We start from the raw sequence: 17,976 nt of genomic DNA, 5'->3' as shown, positions 1-17,976 counted from the left end.
CCCCGCCCCCGGCCCCCCCCTGGCCCCCCCCCTGCCACTTTTCAACCTATAAAATAGATTTTTTCGTAGTGTTCGCCTACAACTTTTTAAGATTTTTTGTTTTTACGAGAGTCAAGAAGTACTGCTGCTACGATGATCGCTCCCTTTAAAATCTGCTGCCAGTAAGAAGAGACGTTCATTAAATCAAGTCCATTGTTTAGAACCCCGATAATCAAAGCACCAATCATTGTTCCTGGAATCGTACCAATTCCGCCATTTAAGCTTGTTCCACCGATAACCGCAGCAGCAATTGCATCTAATTCATACATTAAACCGAGACTTGGCTGTCCTGCAGAAATACGCGCTGTTAACATCAAACCTGCAATAGCTGCTAAAAGACCTGCGTAGGTGAAAATCATAATTTTGTAGCGATCGACTGGAATTCCGCAAATACGTGCAGCTTGTTCATTTCCACCGATTGCGTATGTGTACTTACCAAATCTCATTTGGCTTAACATGATATGTGAAATAATACCCATTACGATGAAGATCAGGATTGGGAAAGGAATCCCAGCGACTGTACCTTTTCCGATAAACATGAAGGACTCTGATAAGTTACCAATAGGTCTTCCGTCTGAATATAGAAGCGCTAAACCCCTCGCCGCTGTCATCATTCCTAATGTTGCGATGAACGGAGGAATTTTTCCTTTTGCAGAAATCGCACCGTTAATGAATCCAGCAGCTGCTCCAATCGCCATACCAATTGCAAGTGGAACGAATAATGGATATTCACCCGGATGTGCATAACTTGCAGCGACTACAGATACAAGGGCAATAACAGAACCAGGAGATAAGTCGATCCCCGTTGTAATGATGACCATTGTCATGCCCATTGCCACGATACCGATAAAAGAAATTTGCCGTACAACGTTAATAATGTTATTCACATTCAAAAAAGCAGGCGATAGAATTGACATTAAAATACACATTGCAATAAAGATGAATACAATTCCGTACTTATTCAATATTGCAGATATTTGCTTCTTTCTGTTAACCGAATTTGCAAGCACCGTCGGGTTGCTTACAGCACTCTCTTGCGTTTTCATTTCTATTCCTCCTTCAAGGGGGTTTTATACTTTCAAGAATGTATCTATTCCCAGCTGTGAAGCTATTTAATGCAGCGGGAAATGGTAAGAACAAACTATGAGTGCGGTTACATTTTTAGCTTCCCTATTGATAGGCAACCTCTAGAATTCTTTCCTGGTTCGCTTCTTCTCTGCTGAGCTCACCCTTTTGAATTCCTTCATGCATCACAATGACTCTATCACTCATTCCTAGCACCTCAGGCAGCTCGGAGGAAATCATAATGATTGCTTTTCCCTCCTGCGCAAGCTTGGACATCACTTTATGAATCTCAGCCTTTGCACCAACGTCTACGCCGCGTGTTGGTTCATCTAAAATCAGCACATCTGGATCATTGAGCAGCCAACGGGCAATCAATACCTTTTGCTGGTTCCCTCCGCTTAGGTTCATAATAAGCTGATTTAAATGCGGTGTTTTTACTCTTAATTTTTCTACCTGCTCGTTGCATGCTTTTTTCACTAAACCGTTATTTAGATAACCAAAAGTTGATAGATTGTCGATGTTAGACATAATCATGTTTTCCCGGATCGACAGTGGCAGGAATGCACCCGTCAGCTTTCTGTCCTCTGTTAATAAGCCGATTTTATGACGGATTGCTTCTTTCGGCGAATTGATTTTCACCTGCTTACCATGCATATAAATCTCACCAGAGGTTGGCGGATCAATTCCAAAAATACTTTCCATAATCTCTGTTCTTCCAGAGCCCATCAGTCCCGCGACTCCAAGGATTTCCCCTTTGCGTACCTCAAAGTTGACGTTTTGGAACTTGCCTTCTCTAGACAGGTTTTTTACTGCTAGGACAACGTCTGTAATTTCAGATGGCTCCTTATGGAATACCGCTTTAATTTCACGGCCTACCATCATTTGAATCAATGTATCTTGATTCAATTCGCTTGCTGGCTTAGCTCCTACATACTGCCCATCACGGAATACCGTAATATCGTCGCAAATCTTAAAGATTTCATCCATTTTGTGAGAAATGTAGATAATGGAAACACCTTTTTGCACCAAGGAATCAATAATGCTGAACAGATGATCAACTTCCTTATCCGTAATTGCTGAGGTTGGCTCATCCATAATAATTAAATCCGCATTGTAAGAAATTGCCGTTGCAATCTCTACCATTTGCATATTCGCAACGCTCAGCTCTCGCATTTTGGTTCGGGGATTCAAATCAATCTGTAGGGACTCAAACAACTTTTCTGTATCCGCTACCATTTTCTTCTTATTAACCCAGCCCGTTTTACCATACATAGGCTCACGGCCGAGATAAATATTTTCCGCAATCGTCATGTCCGGAACAGGGCTTAATTCCTGATGAATCATCGAAATCCCTTTGCTTAAAGCATCCTTAGGGCCATTAATTTGCACTTCCTGCCCTTTAAACTTAATGGTGCCTTTGTCTGGTGTATACACACCGAAGATAATTTTCATAAGCGTCGATTTCCCAGCGCCATTCTCACCCATTAAGGCATGAACTGTTCCTTTTCGTACCTTCAGTTGGATATTATCCAAAGCTTTTACACCTGGAAATTCTTTTGTGATGTTACTTAGTTCTAGAATGTATTCCTGATCCACGTTATGCTCCCCCTAACCAGTAACGTAATAGGCATAAGGGGCTCCTGTTTTACTTAATAACACGAGCAGCCCCTTATCGGGTATGAGTTATTTAATTTCCCGCACCTTCCCATTTCGTAATATACGTGTCAACATTGTCTTTTGTAATGACCTCAAATGGCACCCATACATATTTGTCGCCTAATTTCTCGCCATTCGCAGCTTTAATAGCTGTCTCGATTGCCTTACTGCCTTGCTCCATTGGGTTTTGGAAAGCGGACGCTTTCAATTTTCCGGATTTAATGTACTCCAATGCATCTGGCGTACCATCAATACCAGCAACTAGTACATCATTTAATTTACCAGCAGCTTCTAATGCCATCATTGCACCAAGCGCCATTTCATCATTATTGGCTACAATAGCATCAAACTTCTGACCAGATTGAATCCAGTTTTCTGTTAATTTCATAGCCTCAGCACGTTGCCAGTTTGCTGTTCCTTCACGAACAACTTTCATTTCAGGGTTTTTGGAAATTACGTTTTTGTTGCCCTTTGTTCGATAGATTTCTGCCTCATCACCTAATTGACCATGAATGATTGCAACGTTCCCTTTGCCACCAAGCATTTCAGCAGCCTTTTCCATTTGCATTGTTCCAGCTTGGATAGACTCAGAGCCTACATATGCGTAAACCTGCTTAACGAGCTTTTCACTTGGCATACGATTCACGAGAACGAGTGGGATATTCGCATCCTTTGCCGCATCGACTACCGGTTGAATCGCACTTGGATCTGGAGCAGCAACTAAAAGAACATCTACACCCTGTGTAATGAATGTTTCTACTTGAGCAAGCTGCTTACTAGAGTCATTTTTTGCATCGACCATCTTTAACTCAACATCTTTCTCCTTTGCAACCTTTTTCATAGAATCCTGTAGATAGGACATAAATTTATCATCAAATAGCGGCATAGCTGCACCAATAACAATTTTTTTCTTATCGCCATCAGAACCTGAAGCGGAGTTTGATGAAGAACAAGCAGTCATGAATGAAGCGAATACAACAATTAAAGAGACCAGAAGCATCAATTTGTTCTTAATTCCCATTATAAATCCCCCTTATAAATATCTAACACCTATTATGAAGCGCTTACATTAAAATCCTACCAAAATAGTATATAACTACTTCAACACCACCTCCCTTTCGGACAAGCAGAAATCTCATTTGAATATCTAACAACAGCTGTTTTTTCCCTTGGCAGTTTTAATGAAATCTTCTAAATATCATCGATTACATTCCTCTCGAAAAAGCTTAGCAGTAGCTGTATTATCGTATCCAACGTCCCTTAATATTAGGAAGGGTTTCTCCCGTAATAAGACCAAGCTTACTTGTCCATCTTATTACGAGAGGTGGATTCTCGAACAACTAGCTTTGGGGATAAAACGATTCGCTGCTTAATCTCCTTCGGTCTTTCGATCTCGTCAACTAATAGTTCGACCACTCTCTTACCCATTTCCTGAATAGGTTGCGCTATTGTCGTTAATGGCGGGTCACAGACGGTAGCCAGGATCGTATCATCAAATCCAACAATTGAAAGATCTTCAGGAACATGTAGCCCCAGTTCCCGCGCACTTTTGACTGCCCCAATTGCCAAAAACTCAGTTGATGCAAAAATAGCTGTCGGCGGTTCAGATACATCTAGAAGTTCTTGTGTCGCGTGTTTCCCAGCGTCAAATGTACTATTATTCAGAAGAACCAAATTCTCATCATATTCTAATCCTGCTTCCTCAAGCGCCTGTCTATATCCCTGAACCCTCGCCCTAACTACCGACAAATTCATACTCTCAGTAACCATTGCGATTTTTCGGTGCCCTAAATCCATTAAGTACTGTGTAGCCTCATACCCTCCTAAAAAATCGTCTACCAATACCGTATCAATAGCAAGAGAGGGTATATCCCGCGAAAGTAAAACGACGGGAAGCTCAGCGTTCATTAACTCTCTTATTATCTTATGATTCTTAAGTCCCGTGGCAATGATAATACCATCTACATACTTTTGCTTAAGTATCGAAATATACTCAATCTCATTTTCTAAATTATTATCTGTACTGCAAACCATCAGACTGAAGCCAAATTTTTTCACATGATCCTCAATACTTCTTGCCACTTCTGCCATAAACGGATTCGCAATACTAGGTATGAGAAGCCCGATCGTTTGGATACGTTTTTTAACAGACGCTGCAACACTAGGCTGGTAGTTCAGATCTCTCATCGTTTCCCTAACCTTTTGTCTCGTTTTTTCCGCAATACTCCCTGTCTCATTCAATACCTTGGAAACTGTTGAAATCGATACACCAGCTTTCTCTGCTACATCATATATTGTTATCGTTGGTTTCATCTCTTCCCTCTCTCTTCCCTTAGCAACTAATACATCTCATTTTCTGATATCTAGTTATAGAAAGGTAACGTTATTAAGAAGAATCATTCTCCTACAAAACATCCTCCCTAATCTATTACTATGCAATCCACAAACGTGAGAGGGAATATCACTATGTTGCCATTTTAAGCTAATACAATTTTTTTATTAGGTTTTGAGTGATGCTTAAGGGGCATATCATCTTTTCACACGCCCCTTACATTATTTTGCCCATCGTTTTTCGTGACCTATTACACTTCTACATTTGAATGATCCCATGCTTTTAGCTTTTCTAATGAAGTTTTGTAATAATTCGTAAGAACCTCAAGATAATCTTCTCCTTTCACTGCTGTAAAAGGATTTGGTCCTTCAGCCACCATCTCCATAATGATTGGACCCGTATAACCTATTTCGTGTAACGCCTCGATCTGGCCTTTTATATTTGAATGACCATTTCCAACGGCTTGGCGATTGGAATCAGCTACATGATACACACCTAACTTACTTCCTACGTTTCTTAACGCCTCGATAGGATCCGCTTCTTCTATATTCATATGATATGCATCTAACAAAACAAGCAAATTCGGACTATTTACAGCATCGATTAGGCTTAAAGCCTCTTTACCTGTGACAATCTGATGATTCTCATAGCGATTTAACACTTCGAATACTACTTCGATATGTAGAGCCTCCGCTTTCTCCATCACTGTTTTCGAACTCTCTACAAGAAGCTGCCAATCCTTCGCAAGATCCCCACACCCAGCTGTTTTACCTACATCTCCATGTAAACAGATTCTATTTGCACCTAAAGCGCTCGCCCAGCTTAATAAATCTAAAAAGTATTGTACTGCTTGTAATCTTGTATCTTCATTTGCACTAGAAATATCCACATTATCAGGTGTAACAGATAAGACCTTCAACTCATACTTGGACAATAAATTTGCTAATTCCCTCGGATCTTGTGTGAGGTCTCCTTGGACTTCTACACCGTCTACCCCAATCTCTTTCGCTATCTTACATTTTTCTTCAACAGAAATGTCTCCAAAAGACCATAAACATAGACCATACTCTCTACTCATTTTGCTTCCTCCTGATTCATTATTTTTCATTGTTAAGCCTGTGTTGTTTTACTTTATCATTCCATTTCGTAAGCATCGGGTTTTATAGCGCTTTCACAATCTCGTTAACTATTCTTCTATTCACCCATACTTTAACAAAAAGAAAGTAGTTTCCCTAAAAGAAGATTGATCTGAAATATACACTTGCGATAAATCCTTTAATATCAAACACTTAAGAAATTATCCCAAGTATAAATCATCATCCACCTTAAAATGTATCCGTTTTCTAAAGGAAAGTACTTTCTTGTTTATGAGTTTATCCTCAAACATACTAATTGTCAATAACTTTTAAAAAATTACATAAATATATTTAAAACCTTTACAAATCTATATTTTGAAGACAATCAATCGTCTGGAATCCTTTAGAATACCATTGGATTCATTTGTTTATCTCTTTAATTTAACGACAAAAAAGAAAGAACTTTCCTTTTTAGTTACGCATACCGATAAGCTCTCTACTCGTATACCAGTTATCAACCAGCACCTATACCTGTTTATCACTTGTTAGATCGTAATCTTCGATAGCAAAATCCCCTTATACACTAGTTATCAATACATAGTTTCTATTGTTGTATAGATTCTTTCTATAATTCATCCCTTAAAAAGGAACTTATAATTAAATCAATCAGTCAAAGCACATTTACTGAAGTACTAGGAACTTTATTAGGATTTGGCTTTCAAAATATGTTTAAAAGTGGTGAACAAAATGCAAAAAGTGGTTGGAATTATTGGTGGCATGGGACCTTTGGCAACTGTTGATTTAATGAATAAAATTATTTCTTATACACCTGCAATGAAGGATCAAGATCATATCCATATCATTGCAGACAACTATTCTCAAATACCTGATCGGACAACGGCTATTTTGGGAAAAGGAATAGATCCGACCCCATACATTGTCCAATCAGCGCAGCGATTGCAAAACGCTGGTGCAGATTTTCTTGTTATTGCGTGTAATACCGCTCATTTTTTCTATGAAGCAGCGAAAAGGTCTGTTAATACTCCGATCTTGCATATGCCTTTAGAAACGGCTCGTTTTGTGCAAGAAAATAATTTTAGAAAAGTAGGTTTGTTAGCTACGGATGGGACAATTAAGACGCAGCTCTACCAAAACAGTTGTCAAAGTTACAAGATTGATGTCATTGAGCCTGATAAAGAAATGCAAGAAAAAGCGATGGAAGGAATATATGCCATTAAAGGTGGAAATTTAGAAACAGGATGTTTATATCTTTCAACGGTTGCTGATAAATTGAAAGAGAACGGAGCAGAGGCTATTATAGCAGGTTGCACAGAGGTTCCACTTGTATTGAAATCATCCGAATATACTTGCATTATTGATCCAACAGAAATTGTAGCTAAAATGGTGATTAAAATAGCTAATGGAACAGAAAAAGAAGTAATAAGTGTGTAATGTAGAAGTTGGGAATGCGGCAGAATTGTCGCACCCTTACTTTACCAATTTTTGATGCATACGATCTACGTGTACATGTTATAGTAAATGATAATAGAGAGTTAAAGTAAGGAGCGTTTAGACATGAATATTGAAAATATTGAAGCTTTTATATATGTTTGTCAACTTGGTAGTTTCAATAAAGCCGCCGAAGCTCTTTATTTAACCCAACCTTCTGTAACAGCACGTATCCAATCACTTGAACGTGAAATTAATATAAAGCTTTTTCATCGAAATGGTAATAAGATTTCCTTAACTGAAAAAGGAGAGTATTTTTTTCCACATGCACAAAAAATTTTGCAGGCTTATCAGGAAGCAAGGTATGGGTTGCAGCAAGCAGCAATCCCATATGACTTGGTAATTGGCAGTGCCTTATCAATATCTAATAATATCCTTCCTGAAATTTTACCTGATTTCAAATCTGAATTTAAGGATGTTAAAATAAAAATTGTAACAGGCCATTCACAAGACATCTTACAGAAGGTTATTAATAAAGAGGTTGACTTTGGCATCGTACGAACAGAAACACATCCTCAAGTAGAATCAATTCGTCTTTATAATGACCCTATTGGCCTTTTTGTGCCTCGAAATCATATATTGTTAAAAGAAGAAAACGTGACAATAGAACATGTAAGTAAACAACCCCTTATCTTTTTTGATTATGGATCAATGGATTGGCTCATGATTCATCGGCTATTTTCAAGTAATGATGTCAGTCCGACTATATCTTTAGAAGTAGATAATATGGAAACAGCAAAAAATTTGGTGATACAAGGGATGGGCATTAGCTTCTTGCCTGAACATTGTGTCAAACAAGAATTAGAAAATGGAGAATTGATCCGAGTGGAAATGGCACCTCCAGTGAAAATCAATATTAGTATTGATTTTATCTATTTAAAAGGCAGACCAAAATCTGTTTTTATTGACTTTCTAAAAGAGAAGATGTGTAGGTAAAACAAACTGATTGATATATCAATCGGTTTGTTTTTGTTCCACTGTAGGAAAGTATACATTTCCAGCTGGAAGTCAATTCAACGTAGTCGGAAATTTTAGGAATACAGTATAAGTAGGGCCACGCCTCTGTCTTCGCCAAAGGCAGGGCTCGCCAATCAGCGAGTTTTCTTTACGTAGGTAGTAGGTATGAGGTTCTGATACATGCCTATCAAGCTAAGAAAACAGGTCACTCTCCAAGAAGACGGATTATATCAACTTGACGTATATAAGTATAGATTTTACGTCCCTTATCTCCTAAAAGTATTCAAAATAAGAAAGTAGGGCAGGATAAATGATTAGATGAACCATACAAGGATACGGATTAAACAATGGAATCGGTAAGGGGTGAAGGCTCTAGGCGATGGAGAAAGCTAAAATAAGCGTTATTCAACTATTTTCCATGATGTTTATGTTCGAACTTGGAAGCGCACTGGTTGTAAGCTATGGGGTAACTGCCAGAAAAGATGCCTGGCTTGCGATTCTTCTAGGTTTGTGTGGCGGAATAGCTTTATTTTTCATCTATTACGCTTTATTTCGCCAATACCCCAACTTACCTTTGACTGGATACACAAGAAAAATATTTGGCAAATATGTTGGGTGGATAATTGGCTTGTCATACACCATATACTTTTTGTACAATGCTGCCCGGATTTTACGTGACTTCGGTGATTTGCTGCTTTCATCGACATTGCCACAAACACCATTATTAGCAATCAATATCTTGATGATTCTTACCATTTGTTATGTACTTTATCTAGGAATTGAAGTATTGGGGAGAACAGCAGAGGTATTCATAGTTATTTTGATCTCTTTGGGGCTAATAGGAAATCTTTTCGTATATCTTTCAGGGAATATCAATCTTTCTAATTTGCAGCCGTTTCTGGAGAATGGATGGAAACCCATCGTAACGACAGCATTTCCGATAACTACGTTTTTCCCTTTCGGACAAATGCTTGTCTTTACCATGCTGCTTCCTTATCTGGATCGACCAGAATCAGTGAAAAAAGTGTGGCTGTCTGCCATCATTTCAAGCGCTTTTTTCCTAAGTTATACAACAAGTTTAGATATCGCTGTTCTTAGCGTCGAGGAGGTAGAAAGAACTACTTTTCCATTGTTATCAACCATTAGGACGGTTGACCTTTTCGAGTTTATCCAACGACTAGATGCTGTTGTTGTCTTTACCCTTCTGATTACAATGTTTTTCAAAGCATCCATCCTTCTTTATGGGGCGATAATCGGAATAATCGATTTATTTAAGTTGAAAAATCATCAACAAATAATGTTGCCAATGGGAGTTATTTCCCTCCTTTTATCCATGGCGATTGCCTCAAATTTTGCGGAACATATTGAAGAAGGTTTAGAAACTATGATGTATTCTCTTCACCTGCCTTTCATGGTAATCATTCCTTTGTTCATGTTACTTGTGTCCATGATTCGTAATGGTTTTAAGAAAAAAGACAGCTCAAAATCAAATGTAACCTAATAACCGCTCTGCTATATTCAAAAGCTCTCGGGTTTAAACAAATGCGAAGACTTTTTTCACAACAAAAAGCCGCCTCACCTTTTTATTTTCATGAGTCGGCTAGTGAATCTTATGATACGAAGAAATCATGATTATTTACTCCTCGTTTTTGATGGCTTAAGTTAAAAATTTTATTTACTGCGAATCTGGGTAATTCCGTATGCATCCATTAACTTTCCATACTCTTCCATTGCCGAAGCGACTAAATTTAAAAGTTTTTTCATTAGAATTACCTCCTTAGTGTATTGACTACACTTTATAGTTCTTATGCTTTTTTAGCAAATTAGCTATCGATTCATGGTAACGGAAACAATGATCATGAAAGCGAATAACTGTTTTATTTAAACTATTAATTAAGACATGTTACGTACATTTAGGAAAAAATTTGGGTTCTATTTTTTCAGAAAGACAGAAGAGCATAAGGGGTTTTTGCCCCCACTCTGGGTGTGGCAGACAGCTGGAATCCTATATAATAAAGAGAAGTGCTGGGAACACTTCTCTTTACAAACTACAAGGTATATCGCGCATTGGCAACAGCTTGAAGAAATTCTTTTGCAGCCGAAGTAACCTTTTGATAATCGCTATCCTTTCGTGCCGCTTTTGTAATAAAGCTTCCCACACCAACACCTATACAGCCTGCCTGCAGCCATTCATGAACATTCTGAGGGGTAACGCCGCCTGTCGGCACAATAGGCGCTTGTGGAACTGGGGCCATAATCGACGCTACATACTTGGGACCTACCACTTCAACTGGGAATAGCTTCACAATGTCTGCTCCAGCCTCTAAAGTCTCGATTACTTCCTTTGGCGTAAAAGCCCCGCTAATAGTAACCGCTTGGTAGCGGTTGGCAACCTTAACCATATCTGCATTAAGCTGCGGACTGACTAATAGTTCCGCACCAGCTAGAATAGCAGCCCTAGCCGTCTCTCCGTCCAATACCGTACCAGCTCCAACTAAAATCCCTTTGTTACTATATTGATTTGCTAGAGTTTGAATTACATTTAAAGCGTTGGGTACGCTCATCGTAATCTCTAAAGCTTTAATTCCGCCTTGAATGGCAGCTTCGGCAACAGCCAAGGCTTCCTCTTCGCTTTCAGAGCGAATAATAAGCACAACACCGCTTTCATAAATCGTTTTTAAATTTTCTAGCTTTCTCGTCAATGGAATACCTCCCTATTTTGTTATGGATTCTTTTTAGAATCTCAATTAGTTACAACATACAATCTTTTCGCAGTATATCCCAGTTGGTTAGATAACTTCAAAGCCGCTTCAATGACTCCTTTATATTTATAATTCACATATGCGAACTACATTCGATATAACGAATTTATGCCTGAAGTATAGTTTCATCAAAAAATAAATTCAATAGTTCCACGTGGACTGCTAAATGGGAATCAAACCCCCTCTCCTATGGCGGGAGCCAAATTTGTTCTGTTCTTAACATTTGAAGAAGATACCTCATTCATGAACGACGCACTCATTATCGAGGATACCGGTTGAAAGAATTTTTAATTAGTACATAAAAGGAGAATTCTATATTTTTATATGTTTTTTTATTAATTAAAAATTTAAATACGGTGATTGAAATTATAATAATTCACATGTCGCACTCTAGCTAAAAAGTTTTTTTGCCTTTTTGTGAAATCTGTTCAATATATATATCCGTGGCATTTTCTTTATTTTCCATGGCTTGTATGATTCTACACTTACAGATTAATGTTTTCCATTTCAAAAAGACCTTCTAAATGAACTACTACATTAATAGAAGCATTTTTAAAATTAACAGACCTGAAGCCCCTACCCCAATACTGCTTAACTTACTTTTTGTTCAAATCCATTCGTTCAACTTTTAATAAATCGATTTCACAATGTCTCTTTTGTCTGCATCTATCTTCCAGCGGGTTTTAGCGCAAAAAGGCTAGATAATTGGCTCAATATGCATTAGTGTGAAGATACAAAATTCTTTCCAGCAGAAGCACGATCAGCCTGATATTGTTTTGATAACAGGTAAATAATACCAACTGAATAAACTACATTTTCGTAGTAATTTGATAGAAATGATGGTAGTGTGAGTAATAGACGGACATTGCTTACACTACCATCATGCGGTAGTACATGGATATAGACCTAGTCATCAACTGTTTGGCATTCTACTCTAAAGCGAATTTAACTAAGAGTTCCTTCACCTCCTCATCTCCCCCAAAAATTAGTGGGAATTTTCCAGGATTGAGATAGGAAAATGATATTATCACAAAAGATGACATTTGCCATTCCTTCTTAACAAACAAGAATGCCTCGTTATCAACAATTACTAAAACTAAGCGAAGTCTGCCCAAATAACTTAACAGGTAGGGGAAAATAAAAGATGAAAATAGCATTGATTGCACATGATAAAAAGAAAAATGATATGGTTCATTTCACAATCGCTTACCAACACATTTTGGTAAAACATGAGCTTTATGCAACAGGAACCACGGGGATAAAAATTATGGAGGGAACGGGATTAGAGGTTCATCGTTTTCAATCAGGCCCGCTAGGCGGTGACCAAGAAATTGGAGCATTAATTGCGCAAAATAAAATGGATATGGTTATTTTCTTTCGCGACCCCCTAACTGCGCAACCCCACGAACCAGATATTTCAGCTCTAATTCGTCTCTGTGATGTATATGCTATTCCACTTGCAACAAACATGGGAACAGCAGAAATATTAATTCACGGCTTAGATCGTGGCGATTTAAAATGGCGTTCTATTATTCATGAACAGCAAGGGAATTGAACTTCCTCTATTTAAGTGTTCTGGAGGGCATTGCTTGTTTATACTGTAGGAAAGTATAATGTTTTGGCTCGGCTCCATCTTAATTCTCAGTGGTGTTTTATTCGTTATCAACGAGAAAAAATAGGATATAAAAGCCCCTTTAGACGGCTAAAAGGGGTTTTTATATACAAATAAATCTTCTACTATTTAGGATAATTCTTTTTATCAAAATTGCCTTTCTCCACAACCTGTAAAAAATAACTTCTGACCTTTCGTTAAGCAAAGATTAGAGGTTATTTTTTGACTAAAGGTAATGTTAAAAACTTATTTTCAGTGTAATATTTTTTTTAGAAAATCTAATCTCTCTTGCGCATTATCGTGCGTTATGATTTCAATACCACTATCAACTCTCTTTCCAATGGTGTCCCCCTTAATTGCTTTATATGCTTGTTCCACACTCAGATAGCCCATATCATAAGGATTATGCGCTACTGTAGCACTTAATTCTCCCTTTTTAACGGATTCTACCATGTCCGTAAGGCCATCTGTTCCGACGATCGAGATCTTTAACTCTTTTTCCTCTACTACTTTTAACGCCTCTAGGGCTAGTCTATCACTAGTAGCAACTACACCTTTAAGATTTGGATAATCTTGCAAAACATTTTCTAGTACCGGTTTTGGATTCCCTAACCTGTCATACCCTACTGGTTCTGCGACAATCATTATTCCAGCATCCTCTAAAATTTTCTTTGCACCATTTTTTTGATCAATCATGGCTTGATCATCGATCTTCCCAAGAAGGATAGCTACTTGATCCCCTGGTTGCAGCATAGAACCTAATAATTCTCCCGCCGTCTTACCCAATGTAAAGTTATCCGTTCCAATATACGAGGCTTGGTATTCCCACTCAACATCTGTGGCTGTAAGAAATACGGGAATGTGTTGTTTTTTGTACTCCATCAATACAGGATTGGCAACCTGGATGTGAGTGGGAGCTACAATTAGTGCATCTGGATGTTGTTTTAGAACTTTTTTTAATAGATTAGCTTGATTGGTAATGGGGTATATAGAAGCTGGAGCAGTTACTGTACCATCTATATCAAAATCACGAAACGCTTTTTTGGCTCCTGCCTCAAAAGCTTTCCAATACTCTATATCTAGTCTTTTTAAAACAATTATAACTTTAGGCTTATCGTTTCCTTTAAGAAACTGAGCTACTAAGCTTATCATGGCTATTAGAATAACTGTGAAAACTAATGGAACAATCCATCTTTTTTTCAATATCCCTTCACTCCTATACTCCCACTAAGCTATTTTCGTACCAGAATCCTCATGTTAATGAAGTATCTATACACTTTATTCACAGCCTTTAAAGAGCAATAGACTAGTCCCCATCTTGCATCGCGGACAGCCTGAGTACATATAAAATGTAACCTGGACCACACCGTCCGCGATATAGCAACTTTTGGCCCGATATCTCCAAGACCGAGCACGGCTATCCCATTAGAGACAACTGCAAAGAACTTCCCCTTCATAGGATAATCGTACACTTTGTTTTCATCCCCTTATTTAAATACAGGTTCTTTAAACTGTGCCAATCTTTCTAAAGATGTTTTATCCACATCCGCATGAAGGCTATTGCCGTGGGAGTCCATTGTTACAACTGCTTTAAAGCCATCTACGCGCAGGTGCCACATTGCTTCTGGAATACCGAACTCAAGGAAGTCCACACCTTCTACCTCTTTAATACATTCTGCATAATATTGCGCTGCACCGCCGATTGCGTTTAAGTATACGCCGCCATGCTCCTGAAGTGCAGCAAGGGTTTTCGCTCCCATACCGCCTTTTCCGATAACAGCGCGGATGCCAAATTTCTTCATAATGTCGCCTTGATATGGCTCCTCGCGAATACTTGTTGTCGGACCAGCGGCTTTAATGTGATATTTGCCCTCGCTATCCTTCATCACAACCGGACCGCAATGGTAAATCACTTGTCCATTCAGGTCAACCGGACAATCATTATCTGTTAAATGCTTATGAATTGCATCACGTCCTGTGTACATCATGCCGTTAATCGTAACAACATCACCAACGCGAAGCTCGCGAATTTGTTCTTCTGTGATTGGTGCCTGCAGTACGATTTCACGCTGCTCCTGTACGTCTGCTGCTTCTGCCGCCGCTGGCTGAAGGGTGTCATCACCTTCCTGATATAACCACTGGGCGATTTCGCCTGTTGCTGGGCTAAGGGTAACACCTAGGCGGCGGTATGCCCAGCAGTTATACGCAACAGATACGTAGAAGCTGGCAGGAAGACGGTTGTAAACGCCAACTTTACAGCCAAGCAATGTTGTTTCGCCGCCAAAGCCCATTGTTCCGATGCCTAGCTTATTCGCATTTTCCATCACGTATTCTTCTAATTGGCGCAGCTCTGGAATTTGATTTTCATCGTCTAATGAACGGAATAGCTGCTCTTTAGCAAGCTCATAGCCGGATGTACGGTCGCCGCCGATCCCAACACCAATTACCCCTGCACTGCAGCCTTGTCCTTGTGCTTGGTATACCGCGTGCATTAAGCATTTCCGAATGCCGTCTAGGTCACGGCCAGCTTTGCCAAGACCCTCTAGCTCACAGGGAAGACTGTACTGGATGTTTTTATTCTCACAGCCGCCTCCCTTTAGGATTAAACGGGCATCAATATAATCCTTTTCCCATTGCTCGAATTTTACAACCGGAGTACCAGCACCAAGGTTGTTGCCGCTGTTGTTTCCAAATAGGGAATCAACAGAATTCGGACGAAGCTTTCCATCCTTTGTCGCTTGCTCAATCGCCGCATGAATTGCTTCTTTAATAACGAGCTGATTTACGCCAACCGGTGTTTTTATTTTAAATGTTGGCATTCCTGTATCCTGACAAATAGGCGAAATATTATCATCCGCCATCTTAATATTATTTGTAATGGTATGAAGTGCCATTGCCGAACGAGTACCTGCACTTTCCTTCTCCCTTGCACGCTGAATGGCACGACGGACGTCCTTTGGCAGGTTCGTAGAGGTCTCAACGATTAACTTATACATGCTTTCTTGAAGCTTTTCCATTTCATTTCCCCCTGAATGAGAACGATATCTAAACATTTTCACGATTTGATTTATCCTATAACTGTTTCTTTTGCCGCTTTTATAGGCCGATAGACCGGCTCCCACATTGCGTTTCGAACCGCTTGCTTTATATCGGCATGTTTCATTCGTGCCACACCATCGGCAACTGCCGCTTTTGCCACTTCTATCGCAACGATTTCTGAAACGGCGCGAAGATTCTCGATTTGCGGAAGTAACGGCGCCCCCGGCTTGCTTACATCAATCATGCTTGTCACCGCTTTCGCCGCCGCCACAAACATGCCGTCAGTAATGATACTGGCACGGGACACGTTCGTTCCAAGCCCAAGCCCTGGGAAGATAAGAGCGTTATTCGATTGTCCGATTACATACACTGTTTTGTTATATGTTACGGGGGGGAACGGACTTCCTGTTGCCACTAGAGCTCGTCCCTCTGTCCACTGAATTAAATCAGCAGGCTTTGCCTCCGCCAACGGTGTTGGATTGGACATAGGTAAAATTACCGGCCTTTCAACGTGTGCTGCCATTTCTTTCACAATATCTTCGGTGAACGCTCCCGCAACAGTTGAAGTTCCGATTAAAATGGTCGGATGCACTTGACGAACGACTTCAGCCAAGCCAGCTCCCACGTTGCCCTCTTCGGCAGGACGTGCATACGGACGCTGGAAGTCATACAAGCCGTTCATATCATCTGCCAGCAAACCGTTCCGGTCAATGCACCAAAATCTGCGATTCGCCTCTTCCCATGAAAGCCCTTCGCGCACCATCGCATCGCGTACCTGATCGGCAATTCCGATACCAGCCGTACCTGCACCGAATACGACAACGCGATGTTCACGCAGCGGAATACCGGAAGCCTGCACTGCTGCCAGAACAGCAGCAAGCGATACGGCTCCTGTACCTTGTATATCATCATTGAATGTGCAAACCTTATCCCGATACTTCTCTAAAATGTTTCGTGCATTTTTGGAGCTAAAATCCTCCCAATGCAACAAGGCGTGAGGAAACATTCTTGACGCCGTGCTTACAAACTGCTCGATGAACGCATCATACCGCTCGTCCCGAACACGCGGATGGCGATTCCCAATATAGAACGGATTGTTTAGAAGTTCTTCACAATCTGTGCCCACATCTAAAATGACAGGCATCACACGACCAGGATCGATTCCAGCTGCTGCAGTATAAACGGCCAATTTGCCGATTGCGATATTAATACCACCAACGCCCCAGTCGCCGATTCCTAAAATCCCTTCCCCGTCAGTAATGACGATTAAATCGATATCTTCTACACTCGAGCTGAAATTTTTAAATGCCTGTTCCATACCGCTTACATCATTGATGGATAAATATACGCCGCGCGGCCGACGGTATTCGTTGCTGTAGCGCTGGATCGCCAGCCCGACCGTCGGTGTATAAACAATGGGAAGCATTTCAGACAAATGATCCGTCAGCACACGGTAAAATAAGACTTCGTTTCGGTCATGGAGCGCCGATATCGTTACATTTTTATGCAAATCGCTCGGCTGCGAGGAGAATTGTTCATAAGCGCGGCGCGCCTGCTCATCAAGCGTCAGCACCGCCGGCGGCAATAATCCTGTTAAACCCAGCTCCTCTCTCTCCTCCTGCGTGAATGCAACCCCTTTGTTCAACAAAGGGACAGCTAACAATTCCGCGCCGCGCAAAGCAGTTTCTACTTCCCCATTCGGAGTAACCGTGAATTTACACATATAATCCCTTCCTTTTTCAATTAAAATTCTGCTGTTGATCCCTCTGTACATATCCAGTAAGAAAAGCGGACAAGGCCCGCCTTTTATGGCAGCGTAGGGGTGGCCGGAGTAAAAGGCGCTTTCCTTTTTGTGACGGAGATTCTTAGATAGCAACACCTAACCGGTGAAGCTAGACATGTCCCTTATATCAAGAAAAAAAGGGCTGC

The 17,976-nt window shown here is 40.1% G+C and carries 13 protein-coding genes and 1 pseudogene; 4 read left to right on the top strand and 10 right to left on the bottom strand.

All coding sequences use genetic code 11. From position 1 onward, the window contains the following. Positions 1-86: 86 nt before the first annotated feature. The 5 genes from AAHB12_RS15135 to AAHB12_RS15115 all read right to left on the bottom strand — a co-directional run bounded on the left by AAHB12_RS15135 (position 87) and on the right by AAHB12_RS15115 (position 6,170). Entirely contained in the window at positions 87-1,085 is a 999-nt protein-coding gene (locus tag AAHB12_RS15135; protein WP_342045848.1) for an ABC transporter permease, read from the bottom strand. A gap of 124 nt (positions 1,086-1,209) precedes the next feature. Further along, positions 1,210-2,700, bottom strand: coding sequence for a sugar ABC transporter ATP-binding protein (locus tag AAHB12_RS15130; RefSeq protein ID WP_342045847.1), 1,491 nt, complete (start codon positions 2,698-2,700; stop codon positions 1,210-1,212). A gap of 91 nt (positions 2,701-2,791) precedes the next feature. Continuing rightward, a complete protein-coding gene (locus AAHB12_RS15125; protein WP_342045846.1) occupies positions 2,792-3,781 on the bottom strand; it encodes a sugar ABC transporter substrate-binding protein in 990 nt (329 codons plus the stop codon). Positions 3,782-4,059: 278 nt separating this feature from the next. Beyond that, positions 4,060-5,073: a LacI family DNA-binding transcriptional regulator gene (locus AAHB12_RS15120; protein ID WP_342045845.1), complete on the bottom strand. Its 1,014-nt coding sequence runs from the start codon at positions 5,071-5,073 to the stop codon at positions 4,060-4,062. Between the two features lie 269 nt (positions 5,074-5,342). Next, the gene (locus AAHB12_RS15115) at positions 5,343-6,170 is read right to left on the bottom strand and encodes a sugar phosphate isomerase/epimerase family protein (RefSeq protein ID WP_342045844.1); all 828 of its coding nucleotides are present in this window, start codon (positions 6,168-6,170) and stop codon (positions 5,343-5,345) included. Positions 6,171-6,915: 745 nt separating this feature from the next. Here AAHB12_RS15115 and AAHB12_RS15110 point away from each other — a divergent pair. The 3 genes from AAHB12_RS15110 (at position 6,916) to AAHB12_RS15100 (ending at position 10,135) form a co-directional block, all read left to right on the top strand. Continuing rightward, a complete protein-coding gene (locus AAHB12_RS15110; protein WP_342045843.1) occupies positions 6,916-7,620 on the top strand; it encodes an aspartate/glutamate racemase family protein in 705 nt (234 codons plus the stop codon). Between the two features lie 123 nt (positions 7,621-7,743). After that, positions 7,744-8,613, top strand: coding sequence for a LysR family transcriptional regulator (locus AAHB12_RS15105; protein ID WP_342045842.1), 870 nt, complete (start codon positions 7,744-7,746; stop codon positions 8,611-8,613). A gap of 400 nt (positions 8,614-9,013) precedes the next feature. After that, complete coding sequence (locus AAHB12_RS15100; RefSeq protein WP_342045841.1) at positions 9,014-10,135, top strand: GerAB/ArcD/ProY family transporter; 1,122 nt, start codon at positions 9,014-9,016, stop codon at positions 10,133-10,135. Between the two features lie 547 nt (positions 10,136-10,682). On the opposite strand, the gene AAHB12_RS15095 is transcribed toward AAHB12_RS15100, so the two are convergent. Further along, entirely contained in the window at positions 10,683-11,336 is a 654-nt protein-coding gene (locus tag AAHB12_RS15095) for a bifunctional 2-keto-4-hydroxyglutarate aldolase/2-keto-3-deoxy-6-phosphogluconate aldolase (protein ID WP_342045840.1), read from the bottom strand. 1,204 nt (positions 11,337-12,540) lie between these two features. Here AAHB12_RS15095 and mgsA point away from each other — a divergent pair. Further along, positions 12,541-12,951, top strand: coding sequence for a methylglyoxal synthase (gene mgsA, locus AAHB12_RS15090; protein ID WP_342045839.1), 411 nt, complete (start codon positions 12,541-12,543; stop codon positions 12,949-12,951). A 309-nt stretch (positions 12,952-13,260) separates the two neighbouring features. On the opposite strand, the gene AAHB12_RS15085 is transcribed toward mgsA, so the two are convergent. From AAHB12_RS15085 to AAHB12_RS15075, 4 genes and pseudogenes are all read right to left on the bottom strand, one after another. Further along, positions 13,261-14,211, bottom strand: a complete 951-nt coding sequence (locus AAHB12_RS15085; protein WP_342045838.1) for a sugar ABC transporter substrate-binding protein — start codon at positions 14,209-14,211, stop codon at positions 13,261-13,263. Positions 14,212-14,384: 173 nt separating this feature from the next. Then, positions 14,385-14,492 (bottom strand): annotated as a pseudogene (locus AAHB12_RS31800) (hypothetical protein); the annotation flags it as partial. A 3-nt stretch (positions 14,493-14,495) separates the two neighbouring features. Further along, a complete protein-coding gene (locus AAHB12_RS15080; RefSeq protein WP_342045837.1) occupies positions 14,496-16,025 on the bottom strand; it encodes a fumarate hydratase in 1,530 nt (509 codons plus the stop codon). Between the two features lie 50 nt (positions 16,026-16,075). Continuing rightward, positions 16,076-17,770, bottom strand: a complete 1,695-nt coding sequence (locus tag AAHB12_RS15075; protein WP_342045836.1) for an NAD-dependent malic enzyme — start codon at positions 17,768-17,770, stop codon at positions 16,076-16,078. Positions 17,771-17,976 lie beyond the last annotated feature (206 nt).

The organism is Bacillus sp. OTU530 (genome assembly GCF_038440375.1).
The sequence above is the reverse complement of the archived record's forward strand: the minus strand, read 5'-3'. Positions and strand labels throughout refer to the sequence as shown.